14 protein-coding genes are annotated in these 18,285 nt (G+C 70.5%); 11 read left to right on the top strand and 3 right to left on the bottom strand.

From position 1 onward, the window contains the following. Positions 1-9 precede the first annotated feature (9 nt). The 6 genes from ACZ5J1_RS15105 to ACZ5J1_RS15080 all read left to right on the top strand — a co-directional run bounded on the left by ACZ5J1_RS15105 (position 10) and on the right by ACZ5J1_RS15080 (position 10,066). The gene (locus ACZ5J1_RS15105; protein ID WP_464560229.1) at positions 10-3,855 is read left to right on the top strand and encodes a DNA-directed RNA polymerase subunit beta'; all 3,846 of its coding nucleotides are present in this window, start codon (positions 10-12) and stop codon (positions 3,853-3,855) included. 67 nt (positions 3,856-3,922) lie between these two features. Further along, on the top strand, positions 3,923-5,179 hold the full coding sequence (locus tag ACZ5J1_RS15100; protein WP_464560227.1) for a geranylgeranyl reductase family protein: 1,257 nt from the start codon (positions 3,923-3,925) through the stop codon (positions 5,177-5,179). Then, complete coding sequence (locus tag ACZ5J1_RS15095) at positions 5,176-6,132, top strand: NUDIX domain-containing protein (protein WP_464560225.1); 957 nt, start codon at positions 5,176-5,178, stop codon at positions 6,130-6,132. Before ACZ5J1_RS15100 ends, ACZ5J1_RS15095 begins: the two co-directional genes overlap by 4 nt. 10 nt (positions 6,133-6,142) lie before the next feature. Then, entirely contained in the window at positions 6,143-6,676 is a 534-nt protein-coding gene (locus ACZ5J1_RS15090; protein ID WP_464560223.1) for a hypothetical protein, read from the top strand. Positions 6,677-6,743: 67 nt separating this feature from the next. Beyond that, positions 6,744-9,554, top strand: coding sequence for an FAD-binding and (Fe-S)-binding domain-containing protein (locus ACZ5J1_RS15085; protein WP_464560221.1), 2,811 nt, complete (start codon positions 6,744-6,746; stop codon positions 9,552-9,554). Between the two features lie 89 nt (positions 9,555-9,643). Beyond that, a complete protein-coding gene (locus ACZ5J1_RS15080; RefSeq protein ID WP_464560219.1) occupies positions 9,644-10,066 on the top strand; it encodes a hypothetical protein in 423 nt (140 codons plus the stop codon). A 13-nt stretch (positions 10,067-10,079) separates the two neighbouring features. Here the strand turns inward: ACZ5J1_RS15080 and ACZ5J1_RS15075 are convergent, their stop codons facing one another. After that, positions 10,080-10,643 carry an MBL fold metallo-hydrolase gene (locus ACZ5J1_RS15075; RefSeq protein WP_464560217.1) on the bottom strand — a complete coding sequence of 188 codons (564 nt, stop codon included), beginning with the start codon at positions 10,641-10,643 and terminating at the stop codon, positions 10,080-10,082. 148 nt (positions 10,644-10,791) lie between these two features. Here ACZ5J1_RS15075 and ACZ5J1_RS15070 point away from each other — a divergent pair, with 148 nt between their 5' ends. From ACZ5J1_RS15070 to ACZ5J1_RS15055, 4 genes are all read left to right on the top strand, one after another. Continuing rightward, a complete protein-coding gene (locus ACZ5J1_RS15070; protein ID WP_464560215.1) occupies positions 10,792-12,084 on the top strand; it encodes a class I SAM-dependent methyltransferase in 1,293 nt (430 codons plus the stop codon). Positions 12,085-12,094: 10 nt separating this feature from the next. Continuing rightward, positions 12,095-13,060, top strand: coding sequence for a hypothetical protein (locus ACZ5J1_RS15065; RefSeq protein WP_464560214.1), 966 nt, complete (start codon positions 12,095-12,097; stop codon positions 13,058-13,060). Positions 13,061-13,159: 99 nt separating this feature from the next. Continuing rightward, positions 13,160-13,750 (top strand): carboxymuconolactone decarboxylase family protein, encoded by a 591-nt coding sequence (locus tag ACZ5J1_RS15060; RefSeq protein WP_464560212.1) that lies wholly within the window; start codon positions 13,160-13,162, stop codon positions 13,748-13,750. After that, positions 13,747-14,526, top strand: a complete 780-nt coding sequence (locus ACZ5J1_RS15055; protein WP_464560210.1) for an SDR family oxidoreductase — start codon at positions 13,747-13,749, stop codon at positions 14,524-14,526. Before ACZ5J1_RS15060 ends, ACZ5J1_RS15055 begins: the two co-directional genes overlap by 4 nt. Before the next feature lie 4 nt (positions 14,527-14,530). On the opposite strand, the gene serC is transcribed toward ACZ5J1_RS15055, so the two are convergent. Next, on the bottom strand, positions 14,531-15,640 hold the full coding sequence (gene serC, locus ACZ5J1_RS15050) for a phosphoserine transaminase (protein ID WP_464560208.1): 1,110 nt from the start codon (positions 15,638-15,640) through the stop codon (positions 14,531-14,533). Positions 15,641-15,724: 84 nt separating this feature from the next. Between serC and ACZ5J1_RS15045 the strand changes: the two genes are divergently transcribed. Then, entirely contained in the window at positions 15,725-17,116 is a 1,392-nt protein-coding gene (locus ACZ5J1_RS15045; RefSeq protein ID WP_464560206.1) for an MFS transporter, read from the top strand. On the opposite strand, the gene ACZ5J1_RS15040 is transcribed toward ACZ5J1_RS15045, so the two are convergent. Continuing rightward, positions 17,117-18,226 (bottom strand): citrate synthase 2, encoded by a 1,110-nt coding sequence (locus ACZ5J1_RS15040; protein WP_464560204.1) that lies wholly within the window; start codon positions 18,224-18,226, stop codon positions 17,117-17,119. Positions 18,227-18,285 lie beyond the last annotated feature (59 nt).

The following is an 18,285-nucleotide window of genomic DNA, read 5'->3' as shown; positions in this document are numbered from 1 at the left end:
ATTCAAAAAGTGTTGGACGTCAACTTCTTCGAACAGATTCGGATCGGCCTGGCCACCGCGGACGAGATCCGCGCGTGGAGCCACGGTGAGGTCAAGAAGCCGGAGACCATCAACTACCGCACGCTCAAGCCTGAGCGGGACGGACTCTTCTGCGAGAAGATCTTCGGCCCGACCCGGGACTGGGAGTGCTACTGCGGCAAGTACAAGCGCGTTCGCTTCAAGGGCATCATCTGCGAGCGGTGTGGCGTCGAGGTCACCCGTTCCAAGGTGCGTCGTGAGCGGATGGGCCACATCGAGCTCGCCGCTCCCGTGACCCACATCTGGTACTTCAAGGGCGTTCCGTCGCGGCTGGGCTACCTGCTCGACCTCGCCCCGAAGGACCTGGAGAAGGTCATCTACTTCGCGGCGTACATGATCACGTCGGTCGACGAGGACGCGCGTCACCGCGACCTGTCCTCCCTCGAGGCCAAGGTCGGCCAGCAGCGCGACATGCTGACCAACCGCATGGAGGTCGCGCTCAACGACCGCCAGAAGAAGCTCGAGGAGGACCTCGCGGCTCTCGAGGCCGAGGGTGCCAAGGCCGACGCCAAGCGCAAGGTGCGCGACGGTGCCGAGCGCGAGCTCGCCGCCATCCGCAAGCGTGGTGAGGCCGAGCTCGCTCGCCTCGACGAGGTCTGGGACACGTTCAAGAACCTCAAGGTGCAGGACCTGCTCGGCGACGAGCTCCTCTACCGCGAGATGAAGAACTGGTTCGGCAAGTACTTCGAGGGCTACATGGGCGCCACGGCGATCCAGAAGCGCCTCCAGGACTTCGACATCGCTGCTGAGGTCGAGTCCCTGCGCGAGACCATCGCCACCGGCAAGGGTCAGCGCAAGGTCCGCGCTCTCAAGCGGCTCAAGGTCGTCGACGCGTTCCGCAAGACCGGCAACCAGCCGATCGGCATGGTCCTCGACGCCGTCCCGGTCATCCCGCCGGACCTGCGCCCGATGGTGCAGCTCGACGGTGGTCGCTTCGCGACCTCCGACCTGAACGACCTCTACCGTCGTGTGATCAACCGGAACAACCGACTCAAGCGTCTGCTCGACCTCGGTGCGCCGGAGATCATCGTCAACAACGAGAAGCGGATGCTCCAGGAGGCCGTCGACTCGCTGTTCGACAACGGTCGTCGTGGTCGCCCGGTCACCGGTCCCGGTAACCGTCCGCTCAAGTCGCTCTCCGACATGCTCAAGGGCAAGCAGGGTCGCTTCCGTCAGAACCTGCTCGGTAAGCGCGTCGACTACTCGGGTCGTTCGGTCATCGTCTCGGGTCCGCAGCTGAAGCTGCACCAGTGCGGTCTGCCCAAGCAGATGGCCCTGGAGCTGTTCAAGCCGTTCGTGATGAAGCGCCTCGTGGACCTGAGCCACGCGCAGAACATCAAGTCGGCCAAGCGGATGGTCGAGCGTGCTCGCCCGGTCGTGTGGGACGTCCTCGAAGAGGTCATCACCGAGCACCCCGTGCTGCTCAACCGTGCACCCACGCTTCACCGTCTCGGTATCCAGGCGTTCGAGCCGCAGCTCATCGAGGGCAAGGCCATCCAGCTGCACCCGCTCGTCTGTGGCGCCTTCAACGCCGACTTCGACGGTGACCAGATGGCTGTCCACCTGCCGCTGTCGGCCGAGGCCCAGGCCGAGGCTCGGGTGCTCATGCTCTCGACGAACAACATCCTCAAGCCGTCGGACGGTCGTCCGGTGACGATGCCGTCGCAGGACATGATCATCGGTCTGTTCTTCCTCACCACCGACCGCGACGACCAGCCCGGTGTGGGCCGCTCGTTCGGTTCGCCGGCCGAGGCGATCATGGCGTTCGACCGTGGCGAGATCTCGCTGCAGTCGCAGGTCAAGATCCGTCTCGACGACATCGTCGCGCCGGAGGGCTGGGAGGCTCCCGAGGGTTACGTCGAGGGTGACGCGATCATCCTCGAGACCACCCTGGGTCGGACCATCTTCAACGACACGCTGCCGGCTGACTTCCCGTACGTGAACGAGGAGGTCGGCAAGAAGCGCCTCGGCGCGATCGTCAACGCCCTCGCTGAGCGGTACCCGAAGGTCGTCGTCGCTGCCTCCCTGGACGCGCTCAAGGACAACGGTTTCCACTGGGCCACGCGCTCGGGTGTCACCGTCTCGATCGACGACGTCACGACGCCGTCGAACAAGCTCGAGATCCTCAAGGGCTACGAGGAGAAGGCGGCCAAGATCCAGAAGCAGTACGAGCGTGGTCTCGTCACTGACGAGGAGCGCCGTCAGGAGCTCGTCGAGATCTGGACCGAAGCGGCCAAGGAGGTCGGAGACGCCATGGAGGCGGCCTTCGACAAGAAGAACCCGATCTACATGCAGGTCACCTCCGGTGCCTCGGGTAACTTCAACCAGATCCGCCAGGTCGGCGCCATGCGTGGTCTTGTGGCCAACCCGAAGGGCGAGATCATCCCCCGCCCGATCAAGGCCAACTTCCGCGAGGGCCTGTCCGTGCTCGAGTACTTCATCTCGACCCACGGTGCTCGCAAGGGTCTGGCCGACACCGCTCTGCGTACCGCCGACTCGGGTTACCTGACCCGTCGTCTGGTGGACGTCTCGCAGGACGTCATCATCCGCGAGGAGGACTGCGGCACCGAGCGTGGCTTCCTGGTCTCGATCGTGGACGAGGACGTCGAGACGACCGCCTACGCCCGCACCGCGGCCGAGGACGTCATCGCCCCGAACGGTGACGTCGTCGCCGTCGCCGGCGAGGACCTGGGTGACGTCAAGATCGCCGAGCTCGCCGAGGCCGGCGTGGTCGAGGTCAAGATCCGCTCCGTCCTCACCTGTGAGGCCGCGACCGGTACCTGCGCCAAGTGCTACGGCCGCTCGCTCGCGACCGGCAAGCTGGTCGACATCGGTGAGGCGGTCGGCATCATCGCCGCCCAGTCCATCGGTGAGCCCGGCACGCAGCTCACGATGCGTACCTTCCACACCGGTGGTGTGGCGTCGGCGAGCGACATCACGCAGGGTCTTCCCCGCGTCGTGGAGCTCTTCGAGGCCCGCACCCCCAAGGGTGTCGCCCCGATCAGCGAGGCCGCCGGCCGCGTCCAGATCGAGGAGACCGACAAGGCCCGCAAGGTCCTCGTCACCCCGGACAACGGTGACGAGGTCATCGAGTACGTGGTGTCGCGTCGTTCGCGTCTCAACGTCGCCGACGGTGAGCACGTCGAGGTCGGTCGCACCCTCACGGTCGGTACCCCCGACCCCAAGGAGGTGCTCCGCATCCTCGGTGTCCGGTCCACCCAGAAGCACCTCGTCGACGAGGTCCAGGGCGTCTACAAGAGCCAGGGTGTGGCGATCCACGCCAAGCACATCGAGATCATCGTGCGGCAGATGCTGCGCCGGATCACGGTGCTCGAGTCGGGCGAGACGAACCTGCTCCCGTCCGACCTGGTCGACCGGGCGAAGTACGAGGCGGAGAACCGTCGCGTGGTCTCCGAGGGCGGCAAGCCGGCCTCGGGTCGTCCCGAGCTGATGGGCATCACCAAGGCGTCGCTCGCCACCGAGTCGTGGCTCTCGGCGGCCTCCTTCCAGGAGACCACCCGAGTCCTCACCGACGCGGCGATCAACGGTCGCTCCGACAGCCTCCGCGGCCTGAAGGAGAACGTCATCATCGGTAAGCTCATCCCGGCCGGTACCGGCCTGGAGCGCTACCGGAACATCCGGGTCGAGCCGACCGAGGAGGCCCGCGCGGCCGCCTACTCGGTGACCGGATATGACACCTACGACTACGACTTCGGTAACGGAACCGGTCAGGCCGTCGCTCTCGACGACTTCGACTTCGGTTCGTACCAGAACTGACGTAGCCCCCAGCAACGCCCGGTCCCGCAAGGGGCCGGGCGTTGTGCTTTCTGGAAGGATGGACCCCATGTCTGCGTTCCCGACCTCGACCGACGTCCTCGTAGTCGGTGCCGGTCCGGCGGGATCCGCGGCGGCGACCTGGCTGGCCCGGGCGGGACTCGACGTGACCCTGGTCGACATGGCGACCTTCCCGCGTGACAAGACCTGCGGCGACGGGCTGACGCCCCGCGCGATCGCCGAGCTCCAGCTGCTCGGCCTCGAGGACTGGGTGCGGACGCACCCCGTCTCGCGTGGTCTGCGCGCCCACGGCTTCGGCCAGACGCTGGAGCTGCCCTGGCCGGGTGGATCTCACCCGGACTGGGGTTCGGCGGTCGCCCGTGTCGAGCTGGACGACCACCTGCGCACGAACGCGATCAAGCACGGGGTGACGGCGATCGACGGACTGAAGGCCGTCGACGTCCGTCGTGAAGGCGGCCGGGTCGCCGCGGTGGTGTTCGAAGGCGGCGCCGAGATCGCCTGCCGCTGGCTGATCGTCGCCGACGGGGTGCGCTCGCCGCTGGGGAAGGTGCTCGGACGCGAGTGGCACCGGGACACCGTGTACGGCGTCGCCGGACGGTCCTACGTGAAGAGCTCCCGCAGCGACGACCCGTGGATCTCCTCGCACCTCGAGCTGCGGGACGAGGCGGGGACGCTGCTCAGCGGCTACGGCTGGGTCTTCCCCCTCGGGGACAGCCTCGGTCATGGGGAGGGAGGGTCGGTCAACCTCGGCGCCGGCACCCTCGCGACGGCGAAGCGACCCGCGGACGTCGCGATCAAGCCGTTGATGCGCACCTACGCCAACCAGATCCGCGACGAGTTCGGACTGCAGGGCGAGCTCCAGTCCGAGGCCAGCGCCCTGCTCCCGATGGGCGGCGCCGTCAGCAACGTCGCGGGCCCCAACTGGGCGCTCATCGGTGACGCGGCGGCGTGCGTGAACCCGCTCAACGGCGAGGGCATCGACTACGGCCTAGAGACCGGACGGCTGATCGCCGACGTCCTCACCGCTGCTCCGAACACCTCGCTCACCACCATCTGGCCCGCGATCCTGACCGAGCACTACGGCGAGGCGTTCTCCATCGCCCGGCGCCTCGGCGGCATCGCGACCAACCCGAAGCTCGTGGCAGCGCTCGGCCCGGCCGGCCTCCGCAGCCGTTGGCTGATGACGCTGGCCCTGCGCTGGATGGGCAACCTGGTCACCGACGAGGACCGCGACTCCGCCGCCCGGCTGTGGCACTGGGCAGGGCGCCGGTCGATCGCCCTCGACGCACGACCCCCGTTCTCATGAGCGCGATGAGGCGGCGGGAACGACTGCCTCAGGTCCAGCGGGTCGCCGCCTACGCCGTCATCCTCCGCGACGACCGGATCCTGCTCTCGCGCCTGGCCGACGCGCTCAGCCCGACCCCGGTGTGGACGCTGCCCGGCGGCGGGCTCGACCACGGTGAGGACCCGCGATCGGCCGTGGTGCGCGAGGTCCGCGAGGAGACCGGACTCGACGTCACGGTCGGGGAGACGGCCTGGCTGCTCTCCGCCCACCGGTCGAACACCTGGCGTCGGGGCCGCAACGTGGACGCCCACGCCCTGCGGATCGTCTACGACGGCTGGGTCCCCGTCGACGCACCGCCGCCGCACACCGTCGAGGTCGGTGGGTCCACGGCCGAGGCTGCCTGGCACTCCCTGGCCGACGTACGGTCCGGGGCGGTGGCCACGCTGTCCCTCGTCGCCGAGGCGCTGGATCAGCACCAGGTCACGCGGGTGCAGCGGGTGGCGACGTACGGGCTCCTGACCCGCGCCGGCGACGGTGCCGGGGGTGGCGTCGAGGTGCTGCTGACCCGGATCGCGCCGCACGCGGTCAGCGGCGGCAAGTGGCACCTGCCCGGCGGCGGGATCGACTTCGGTGAGTCACCCTCCGACGCGCTGCTGCGCGAGTTCGTGGAGGAGACCGGGCTCAAGGTCGAGATCGAGGCGCCGCTGGAGATCCGCGACCTGCACTTCACCGGGGTCGCGCCCACCGGACGGCTCGAGGACTTCCACGGCATCCAGCTCGCTTACCGGGTGCGGATGCTCGACCCGACCGCGACGCCCGAGATCACCGAGGTCGACGGCACCACCGACCAGGTCCGCTGGGTGCCGTTGGGTGAGGTCGAAGCGCTGGAGACGACGACGATCGTCGGAGCCGCGCTCGCCGCGGCCGGACTGGCTGCGGGCGGATCGGCTGCGGACGGGCCGCCCGCTCACTAGCCTCCTCGGCATGAGGCTTCACTGGGCGGCGCTCCTCGGGGCGGTCCTCCTCCTCGCCGGCTGTTCCGGGACGTCCGAACCGACTGCTGCGCCGTCCCCGCCCGTGGTCCCCACGACTCCGGCTGCTCCGACCAGCGCCGCGCCGATCGTGATCGGTGACTGCCAGGTCCCGCCGAAGGACCTGATCGACTGGGCGGGGTACGCCATCGCCAGTCATCCAGGACCCTTTACCGCCACGGCGATGGTCCGTGCAGCGACCACCGCCACCGGCGTCTGGTACGTCATCGCGGTCGAGCGGGCCTACGTCCACGACGACGGCAGTCTCGCCGGCGGCGCCTCGCTGAGCGCGGCACTGACCAACGACGCCACCGCGGTGACGGACCACGAGGATCCGCAGATGATCCCGCTCGGAGCCGACGACGTGCCGGAGACCGGTGCCGGGCGGGACTCCTTCCGTGCTGACTGGTCCAACGTCAGCTGGACGGGGGCGACCTTGAACGCCGGCCGAGCTGCGCTGCAGCGGGCCCTGACCTGCCTCGCGTGAGGGTTCCGGGCGTCCACCGGGCGGAGGCGCGAGCGGAGCGGCTGCGCACCAGTGGGAGAATGGCCGCGTGACGCTCGTTGCCACTGACCTCGCCGCTGAGCTGCGCAGTCGAGGACTCACGGTCGACGACTCCACGCTCACCCGCGCCCTCTACTCCTCCGACGCCTCGCTCTACCGCGTCGTGCCGCAGGTCGTGGCGACCCCGCGGGAGACCGACGAGCTGGTCGCGCTGCACGAGGCCTCGCGCGCGTTGGGCGTGCCGCTGACCCTGCGCGGGGCCGGCACCTCGATCGCCGGCAACGCCGTCGGCCCCGGCATCGTGGTCGAGACCCGGCAGCTGGGCAGGGTCCTGGAGCTCGATCCCGAGGCCCGCACCGCCCGCGTCGAGCCGGGCATCGTGCACGCCGACCTGCAGCGTGCGGCGGCCCCGCACGGGCTGCGCTTCGGCCCCGACCCCTCGACCCACACGCGCTGCACCATCGGCGGGATGATCGGCAACAACGCCTGCGGCAACCGCGCGCTCGGCTACGGCCGCACCGTCGACAACGTCGAGGCGCTGAGCGTCGTGCTCGGCACCGGCGAGGTCGTCTCGTACGACGGTTCGGGTGCTGTCGGCGTCGCCGCCGAGCGGCTGGTCGCGCTGGCCGATGCCAACCTGGCGCACGTCCGGACCGAGTTCGGCCGCTTCGGCCGCCAGGTCTCCGGCTACTCGCTGGAGCACCTGCTGCCCGAGAAGGGCCGCCGGATCGACCGGTTCCTGGTCGGCACCGAGGGGACGCTGGCGACCGTGCTCGAGGCGACCGTGAACCTCGTCGTCGACGAGCCGCACCGACTGCTGCTGGTGCTGGGCTACGCCACCATGCCGGAGGCCGCCGACGCGGTCCCGGCGGTGGTCGCCGCGGCGCGTGCCGCCGGCGGCAAGCTGATCGCCTGCGAGGGCCTGGACGCCCGGATCGTCGAGCTGGTCCGGTCGCGCGGGGGAGCGGTGCCCGAGCTGCCGCGTGGTGCCGGCTGGTTGATGGCCGAGGCCGCGGGCGATGACGCCGAGGCCATCCTCGCCGCCGTCGACACCGCTTCGGGCGCGCTCGCAACCCGACTGCTGGTCTCGCCGGCCGAGCAGGCTGCGATGTGGAAGATCCGCGAGGAGGGCGCCGGGTTGGCCGGTCGCTCGCTGCCGACACCGGCCTACTCGGGCTGGGAGGACGCCGCCGTACCGCCGGAGCACCTCGGTGCCTGGCTGCGCGACTTCGACGAGATCCTCGGTGCCCACGGCCTGCAGGGCCTGCCCTACGGCCATTTCGGCGACGGCTGCATCCACTGCCGGATCGACTTCCCGTTCCAGCCGGGCGACCCGGCCTCGGCCGCGGTGTTCCGCGAGTTCATGGTCGCCTGCGCGCACGGGATCAAGAAGTACGGCGGCAGCCTCTCGGGCGAGCACGGCGACGGCCGGGTGCGTTCGGAGCTGATGCCGCTGATGTACGACGCCGAGTCGATCGAGCTGTTCGCCGCGGCCAAGGCGATCTGCGACCCCGAGGGTCTGATGAACCCGGGCAACATCGTCGAGCCGGCCTCGATGACCGACGACCTGCGTCCGGTCCGCCCGCGGGCCCGCCCGACCACCGCGCTGCGACTGCTGCACGACGACGGTGACCTGGGGGCGGCCGTGCACCGGTGCACGGGTGTGGGCAAGTGCGTGGCACCCTCGACCTCGGGGGTGATGTGCCCGTCCTACCTCGGCACCAAGGAGGAGAAGGACTCCACCCGCGGTCGCGCGCGGGTGCTGCAGGAGGCGTTGGACGGTGCCCTCGTGCAGGGGCTGGCCGATCCCGCCGTCGCGGGTGCGCTCGACCTCTGCCTGGCCTGCAAGGGTTGCTCCACCGACTGCCCCAGCGGCATCGACATGGCGACGTACAAGTCGGAGAGCCTCTACCAGACGTACGACGCCCCGGGTGCTGTCGGCGGTCGCCGGCCCCGCTCCCACTACCTGCTCGGGCGGCTGCCGATGTGGGCGCGGCTGGGTGCGCCGTTCGCGCGACTGACCAACCTGCTGCTGAAGCTGGCTCCGTTGGCGTGGTTCGCCAAGTGGATGGCCGGGATCGACCAGCGGCGGTCGGTGCCGAAGTTCGCGCCGAAGACGCTGCGGCGCTCGGCGACGACCGGACGTGTCGTGGACGTCGAGGCGCCTGATGTCTGGATCTGGGCTGACTCGTTCACCGACCACTTCTTCACCCAGTCCGGTGCCGCGGCGATCGAGTTCCTCGAGGCGTCCGGCCTGCGGGTGCGGGTGATCAAGGACGACGCCTGCTGCGGGCTGACCTGGATCACCACCGGCCAGCTCGACCAGGCACGCTCGATCATGGAGCGCACCGTGCGGACGCTGGCGCCCTACATCGCCTCCGGTGTCCCTGTCGTGGGTTTGGAGCCGTCCTGCCTCGCGACGCTGCGCTCGGACTCGGTCGAGCTGACCGCGATCCCCGAGGCGGCCGAGGTGGCTGGCGGGATGCTGAGCTTCGCCGAGCTGGTGACGCGCCTGGAGCTGCCGCTGCCCGACCTGTCCGGCGTGGAGATCGTCGCCCAGCCGCACTGCCACCAGAGCGCGGTGTTCGGCTGGAAGGTCGACCAGGCGTTGCTGGAGCGGGCCGGCGCCACCGTGACCAAGGTGGCCGGCTGCTGCGGGCTGGCCGGCAACTTCGGGGTCGAGCAGGGGCACTACGAGGTCTCCGTCGCGATCGCCGAGACCCACCTGCTGCCGGCCGTGCGCGCCGCCTCTCCGCCGACCGTCATCCTGGCTGACGGGATGAGCTGCCGGGTGCAGCTCGACGACCTGGCCGGGGTGCCGACGATGCACCTCGCCGAGCTCTTCGCCTCGCGCCGCTGAGTCTCCACAGGTGGTGCTGCCGACCGGGTTGTGCACCGGCCGGTCGGGCTGCGTGACCGGAGGTCCTCCCCGGGACCGAGGGTGGGGTCATGACACATCTCGTGCGCACCCAGGCCGACCTCGAGCAGCTGTGGTCCGAGATCATCGTGCCGGGCGCCGAGCCCGATCCGGTGGTCTTCGTGCTGCTGATCGACGAGGCGTCGAATGCTCTGCCCGCCACCCTGGCGATCGAGGATCCACCCGAGTTCCTCTCCGTCTGCGAGGCGCTCGACTTCGCGGTTGCTCTGCGCACGACCGTCGCGGAGTTCTGCCCCGGAGGGAGCGTGGCGGTCCTGCTGAGCCGCCCCGGGCCCGCAACGATCACACCCGACGACGTCCGGCGGGCGCACGAGCTCCACTCCGCGTTGGAACGCTACGGCGTGCGATCGTGGCCGTTCCACATCGCTGGCGATCGTGAGATCCGACCGGTGTCCGCCGACGACCTGACGGCGTTCGTCCGGCTCGACGGCTGAGCGAAGGCTCCGGTCAGACCGGGGTCGAGTCGGACGGGACGAATCCGGCCCCGTGCCCCGGCAGGATGAGGGCCGGGCTGAGGTCGAGGAGTCGTTGACGCTGCTCGCGCAGCAGCCCGCGGTCGGGGGCGAACGGGTCGTCGGCCGGGCCTTCAGCCATCCACCACAGGTGCGTGGTCACGACCAGTCCGGACGTGGTGGTGGCCAGGACCGAGACGTCCTCGGCGGTGTGGCCGGGCGTCGGCGTCAGTCGGATCGACTCCGAGAGCTGCCAGTCGCCGGGCTCGCGGTCGATCCACTGGTCGTGCACGTAGGTCGTGCCCACGTCGTGCACCCGCGCGTTCTCGAAGAGCGCGATGTTGATCGTGTGGTCGGGGTGGTGGTGGCTGAGCACGATGTCGGTGACCTCGGCCGGGTCGACCCCGAGGGCCGCCAGCGGGTCGAGGATCGCCGACCGGCTCGCGACCATGCCCGGATCGACGATCACGACCGACGCTCCGTCGCGGAGCAGCGTGACCGTGCTGGCCACCCGCTCGTCGGCGTACCCCTCGACCAGGACATCCACGGTGGCGACCATGTCCCGGACGGTAGCAGCGCACTCGCGATGGGGTCGGGATGCGCGCGCGTTCGTAGACTGCCGGAGTGAGCCCGAAGCAGCGCCGACTGATCATCCCCGCGGCCCTGGTGGCCCTGCTCGTGATCGTCGTGATCGCGCAGGTGCTGAAGTGAGCCAGAAGGGCGCGTCGAAGCCGGCCCGGGAGAGCGAGCCGCTGCTGCGGGTGCTCAACCGGATGCGCTCGCTGATCCGCGATCCTGAGGTGCTGGTCAAGGCCGTGGCGAGTGGCAAGCAGCGCGGCACCGACCCGGCCTGGCGTCGTGCCGAGATCCGGTACGTCGACCTGAAGTCCGGCACGCATCTGCAGATCACGACCTACGACGCCACCCAGGCGTTCACCGCCAACCACGCTGTCGGCGACCTCGAGGCCCTGGACGCTCTGCTCGACCTGCCGTTCGCGCGCTGGGTCGTGACGGCGCTGGTCGACGGCGTCGAGACCGAGACCACGATCGAGGCCAAGACCCCCCACACCGCCCTCGTCGCCAGCAAGGTAACTGCTGGTGAATCCGGGGCCGCGGCGGGTGCCGAAGCGGATTCACCAGCACTTAACCCTGTGCGCGCGCACGACCACGCCAAGGAGCGTCTGCTGCCGGAGTCGGACCCGGTCTTCATCACCCTCGGGATCAGCGACAAGGACGGCAGGCTCAAGCCCAGCCGCACCGCGAAGTACCGGCAGGTCGAGGAGTTCCTGCGCCAGCTCGACGTCGCGATCAGCGATGCGACCAGCTCCGGCCGGCTGCGGAAGCCGACCGCCGAGGAGCCGCTGCGGATCGTCGACCTGGGCTGCGGCAACGGCTACCTGACCTTCGCCGCCCAGCGCTTCCTGACCTCGGTCCGCGACCTGCCCGTCGTCGTCACGGGGGTCGACGTCAAGGAGCAGTCCCGCGAGCACAACAGCGCCGTCGCCGCCTCGCTCGAGGTGGCGGCCGAGTTCGTCGTCGGCACGATCGACGGGGTGACGTTCCCCGACGACGCCCGCCCGGAGATCGTGCTCGCGCTGCACGCCTGCGACACCGCGACCGACGACGCCCTGGCGCGCGCGATCGAGTGGGAGTCCGCGCTCGTGCTGGCCGCACCCTGCTGCCACCACGACATCGCGGCCCAGCTGCGCAAGGCGCCGACCCCGTCGCCGTACGCGATGCTGACCCGGCACGGCATCCTGCGCGAGCGGCTGGCCGACACCCTCACCGACGGGCTGCGCGCCTCGCTGCTGCGGGTCGCCGGGTACAAGGTCGACGTGATCCAGTTCGTCGAGAGCCAGCACACCCCGCGGAACACGATGCTGCGCGCGATCCGGTCCTCGGGGCCGGTCAAGGGCGGCGCGGTGAAGAAGGAGTACGACGAGCTGGTGGCGACCTGGGGGCTGAAGCCGCGGCTCGCCGAGCTCCTCGGGTCGGCCTGAGGCTCGTGCGGTGATCGCGCGGATCGTCGCGGCCCTCGTGCTGTCGCAGGCGCCGCACACGGTGGCGTTCCACTTCACCGATCCCGCGATCACCGAGTCCTCCGGGCTGGTGGCCCTGCCCAACGGCCTGTTCGTGACCACCAACGACTCCGGTGACACCGGGCGGGTCTTCGTCGTCGACGACCACGGGACGACGCGGCGGGAGAGCGACTGGTCAGCGTCAGCGACCGACGTGGAGTCGCTGGCCCCCGTCGGCTGGCCAGCGAGCTCGGACCGGGTGTGGGTCGGCGACATCGGCGACAACGGGGCGCGGCGGGAGTCGATCGTGATCACCCAGGCCAAGGTCGGCCTCGGCGCGGAGACCGACGAGGGCATCCTTCCGCAGCGCTACGTCTATCCCGACGGAGCCCACGACGCCGAGACCCTGATGGCGGCCCCCGACGGCAGACTGCTGATCGTCACCAAGGGATTCCTCGGCGGCACCCTGTTCGCGACGCCGCGGCCCGAGGACCTGGGCTTCGACGAGGTCCGGACGCTGGAGCAACTCAGCTCGCCGAACGCGATGCTGCCGATGGCGACCGACGGCGCGTTCCTGCCTGACGGGAAGCACTTCCTGGTGCGCGGCTACACCTCGGCCACGCTCTACGCCTGGCCGAGCCTGACCCGCCTCGGGTCGATGACGCTGCCGGCCCAGAAGCAGGGCGAGGGGCTCGCGATCGACGCCGACGGCACGCTGTGGCTCTCCTCGGAGGGAGTCGACAGCCCGGTGCTCAAGCTCCAGCTGACCCCGGCCCTGCAGGCCATCGTCGACGGCACCTCGCCGTCAGCCACCCCCACCCCCAACGGACCGTCCGCGACCGACGAGCCTCCGGTCGACGCCACGCCTCCCGCCGAGCCCGAGATCGAGTGGGTCGGCTGGCTCGCCGGCGCCGCCGTCCTCGTCGGCATCTTCGCCTTCCTCGCCCGGCGCCGGTAGCAGTTCGCCGAGATGGCCCGTCTGGTCCGCCGAGATGGCCCGGCTGGTCAGGCAGCACGCCTCTTGCGTGCAGGTGTGCCGATAAGTAGCGTGCGGGACATGGGCGCCCAGGTCGGACGGGTCGCTCCACTGGCGGAGCCGTGGAGCGACGAGGATGCGCGAGCGATCGGTCGGTGGGGCCACCCCGAGGCGACGTACCCGCCGCTGCTCCTGACCCGCTGCCTGCAGCGGATCCCGGCCCTGGCCGACCGGACGCGGGCGATGGGCGAGTCCCTGTACGTCGACGGGCGACTGTCGGCGCGGCACCGCACGATCGTGATCCTGCGGACCTGCGCTCGGATCGGCTGCGCCTACGAGTGGGGCGGGCAGGCCGCGTTCTGGGGCCCGATCGCTGGCCTGAGCCCGGAGGAGTGCGACGCGCTCGTGACCTCGGCGGCCGACGATGCGTTCTGGGCACCCGACGAGCAGGCGCTGATCCGGGCGATCGACGGACTCGAGGCGACCGGCTCGATCGCGGGGCCGGCGTGGGACGACCTCGGCTTCCTCGACGACGAGCAGCGGATGGAGTTCCTGGTCGTCGCGGGTTGGTACCGGACGATCTGCACGCTGTGCAACGCGATGGCGTTGCCCGTCGAGGACTGGATGCGACCCTGGCCGGCCGGCGCCGATGCCCCCGCGGTGACGGCATGACCGGCGTGTTCTCGCTGGAGGGGCGCACCGCCCTGATCACCGGCGGATCCCGCGGCATCGGCTTGGCGATCGCGACCGAGTTCCTCCACGCCGGCGCCCGCGTGATCCTCTGCGCGCGCCACGGTGAGGAGCTCGACGCCACCGTCGCCGCCCTACGGCCGCTGGGGGACGTGGACGGGGTCGTCGCCGACCTGTCCAGCACCGACGGTGTCCGTGCGCTCGCCGCTGACGTGGCCGAGCGCACCGAGAGCCTCCACGTCCTGGTGAACAACGCCGGGGCGACCTGGGGTGCACCGATCGAGGAGTTCCCGGAGAACGGCTGGGACAAGGTGATGACGCTCAACGTGAAGTCGCTGCACTACCTGACCGCCGAGCTCCTGCCGCTGCTGCGTGCCGGTGCCACCGCCGAGGCGCCGAGCCGCGTGATCAACATCGGATCGATCGACGGCCTGGCCGCGCCCCTGATGGAGAACTACGCCTATTCGGCCAGCAAGGCGGCGGTCGCGCAGCTGACCCGGCACTACGCGCGCCGGCTCGCCCCCGAGAACATCCTGGTCAACGCGATCGCGCCTGGCCTGTTCGAGTCCAAGATGTCGGCCTTCATCGTCGAGACACCCGAGCTCGCGGAGCTGGCGACCAGCACCATCCCGTTGCGCCGGATCGGCCGTCCCGAGGAGATCGGCGGCACCGCCGTCTGGCTGGCGTCACGCGCCGGTGGTTACGTCACCGGTCAGGTGATCGTCGTCGACGGCGGCAGCCTCGGCGCGGGCCGCTGATTCGTCAGAGGTTCGGGACGACGTGGTCCAGGCAACGGGTGAGCGCCTCGACGTCGGCGGCATCCACGGTCGGGTACATCGCGACGCGCAGCTGGTTGGCGCCGATCCCGCGGTAGGAGTCGAGGTCCACGACGCCGTTCTCCCGCAGGATCGCCATCACCCGCGCCTTGTCGATCGACGCGTCGAGCTCGATCGTGGCGACGACGTCGGACCGGTTCTCGGGGTCGTCGACGAACGGGGCGGCGTACGACGCCTTCTCGGCCCACTCGTAGAGGACCGTGGCCGAGGCGTGGGTCCGTGATGCCATCGCCGGCAGCCCGCCCTCAGCGTTCATCCACTCCAGCGTGCGGGCCATCAGGAACAGCGTCGCCAGCGACGGGGTGTTGAGGGTCTGGTCCTGGCGGGTGTTCTCGAGCGCCTGGACGAGGTCGAAGAACGCCGGGATGTAGCGCCCCGAGGCCTTGATCCGCTCGGCGCGCTCGATCGCGGCGGGGGAGAGCGCGGCGAACCAGAGCCCACCGTCGGAGGCGAACGACTTCTGTGGGGCGAAGTAGTAGACGTCGGCCTGGCTGATGTCGAGGTCGAGGCCGCCGGCCGCCGAGGTCGCATCGACGACCGTGAGCTGGTCCGCGGTCGCCCCGGCCGGACGCACGACCGGCGCCCACACGCCGGTCGAGGTCTCGTTGTGCGCCCACGCGTAGACGTCGACGTCGGCATCGGCGACGCAGACCGAACGCGTGCCGGGCTCGGCGGGAAGGATCGACGGGCTCTCCAGCCACGGCGCGGCGTTGACGGCCTTGCCGAACTTGCCGCCGAACTCACCGAAGACGGCGTGCTGCGAGCGGCGCTCGATCAGGGCGAAGGCGGCCAGGTCCCAGAATGCGGTCGAGCCACCGTTGCCGACCGCGATCTCGTAGCCGTCGGGCAGGGAGAACAGGGTTGACAGCCCGTCGGTGACCTCGCGGACCAGGTGCTTGACCGGCGCCTGCCGGTGCGAGGTCCCCATCAGGGAGCGGCCGGTCGCGGCCAGCGCCTCCAGCCAACCGTCCGGCACCTTCGCGGGCCCGGAACCGAAGCGGCCGTCTGCGGGGAGGAGGTCGGCGGGGATCTTCACGGGCTCATTCTCGCAGCCGCGGTCCAGCCGATTGTCCCGGTCCGGACTCCGGGCGGTCCTAGGCTGACTGATCGTGAGGGATGCATGAGCGTCGAGTCCGGTCCGCAGATCGTCTACGGCACGCCGCTCGGGCGGGCGGTGATCGGCGCTGCGGTGCTCGGCTCGGCGATGACGTTGCTCGACGGCACCGTGGTCAACGTGGCGCTGCGCACGATCGGCACCGATCTCGATGCCAGCCTGGCCGAGCTGCAGTGGATCACCAACGCCTACCTGCTGACGATGGCGTCGCTGATCCTGCTCGGCGGCTCGCTGGGAGACCGCTTCGGGCGGACTCGGATCTTCATCATCGGCACCTCCTGGTTCGCCCTCGCCTCCCTCGGTTGTGGCCTCGCGCCGACGGCGGAGGTGCTCGTCGCGGCCCGCATCCTGCAGGGCATTGGTGCCGCCCTGTTGACGCCGGGCAGCCTGGCGATGATCCAAGGGGTCTTCGCCCACGACAGCCGGGCGCGAGCGATCGGTGCGTGGACCGGCCTGACCAGCGGTGCGGCCGCCGTCGGCCCGTTCGTCGGCGGCGCGCTCGTGGAGTACGCCTCGTGGAGGTGGATCTTCCTGATCAACCTGCCGATCGCGGTGGTGGCCGTCCTGGTGGCGCGGCGCTGGGTGCCGGAGACCCGGGCCGCGGCCGTCCCCGCGCGGTTCGACGTCCTGGGTGCGGGACTGGGCGTGGTCGCGCTGGGAGGCGTGACCTACGCGCTGATCCAGTGGGGTGATCGCGGAGCCTGGATCGCCGCCCTTGTGGGTGTGGTGGCGGCGCTCGGGTTCCTCCTGGTCGAACGCCGCTCGCCCGACCCGATGATGCCGCTCGACCTCTTCCGGGAGCGGACCTTCAGCGCGGCCAACGCGATGACGTTCCTGGTCTACGCCGCGCTCGGCGCGATCCTGCTCTTCCTGGTGCTGCAGCTCCAGACGGTCGGCGGGTACGGCGCCCTCGAAGCGGGGCTTGCCACGCTGCCGATCCCGATCGGGATGCTGCTCCTGGCCTCGCGCGGGGGCCGGATCTCGGACCGGATCGGTCCGCGCATCCCGATGACGGTCGGGCCGCTGGTGATGGCGGTGGGCGTGCTGCTGCTGTGGCAGATCGACGCGGAGGTGAGCTACTGGGTCGACGTACTGCCGGGGCTCGTGGTCTTCGTGCTCGGGCTCGCCTTGATGGTCGCGCCCCTGACGGCGACCGTGCTGGCGGCCGCCCCCGACGAGCGCGCGGGGATCGCCAGCGGGATCAACAACGCCGTCGCGCGGGCCGGCTCGCTGCTCGCGGTCGCCGCCCTGCCGGCCCTGGTGGGCCTGGGCGGCGCCGACTACACCGATCCTGCGGTGTTCGGCGCCGCCTACGGCTCGGCGATGATCGCGTGCGCGGTGCTGCTGGTCGCGGGCGGGATCGTCTCCTGGATCACGATCCCGACCCGGCAGCGCTGATCAGGACCAGTCGGGGTTCCAGCCGGCGATCTCGGAGGCCGGGCGGGTGCCGGGGCCGGTGTAGATCGCGCTCGGGCGGATCAGGCGGCCGGTGGTCTTCTGCTCCAGGATGTGGGCCGACCAGCCGCCGGTGCGGGCGCAGGTGAACATCGACGTGAACATGTGCGCCGGGATGTCGGCGAAGTCGAGCACGATCGCGGCCCAGAACTCCACGTTCGTCTCGAGCACGCGGTCGGGGCGACGCTCGCGCAGCTCGGTCAGAGCCGCCTCCTCGAGCGCCTGGGCGACCTCGTACCGGGGAGCACCGAGCTCCATCGCCGTCCGCCGCAGGACGCGGGCGCGCGGGTCCTCGGCCCGGTAGACGCGGTGGCCGAAGCCCATCAGGCGCTCACCGGAGTCGAGCAGGTTCTTGACGTAGAGCCGGGCGTCGCCGGCCTTCTCGACGTCCTCGATCATGCCGAGCACACGGGAGGGGGCGCCGCCGTGCAGCGGGCCGGACATCGCACCGATCGCGCCGGACAGGGCCGCGGCCACGTCGGCACCGGTCGAGGTGATCACCCGGGCGGTGAAGGTGGAGGCGTTCATGCCGTGCTCGGCCGCTGAGCTCCAGTAGGCGTCGATCGCCTTGACGTGCTTGGGGTCGGCCTCGCCCCGCCAGCGGATCAGGAACTTCTCGGCCAGCGTGGTGCCCTGGTCGACCACGTGCTGGGGGACGACCGGGTGGCCGATCCCGCGCGCGGACTGTCCGGCCCAGGCCAGCACCATCACCGCGGCGCGGCCGAGGTCCTCGCGGACCTTCTCGGGGGTCGAGTCGTAGGAGTAGGTGAACCCGAACGCGGTCGCCAGCTGGGCGATCGCGGACTGCAGGTCGACGCGTACGTCGCCGCTGTGCACGGGCAGGGAGAACGCCTCGGCCGGCATCAGGCCGGGGTCGAAGCTGCCGTCGACGAGGAGTCCCCAGACCTTCTCGAACGGCACCCGTCCGGCCAGGTCCTCGATGTCGACCCCGCGGTACCGCAGCGCGGAACCCTCCTTGTCGGGCTCGGCGATCTTGGTCTCGAAGGCGACCACGCCTTCCAGGCCGTCGTGGACGACGGGCTTGTCAGCCATGCGTTACTCCTCGGTAGTAGGTCCCTCGGCATTCTGCACGAGAACCTGTTCTGCCACAT

This window comes from Nocardioides sp. JCM 18999 (assembly GCF_055391175.1).
This window is presented reverse-complemented; position numbering and strand designations above follow the sequence as displayed.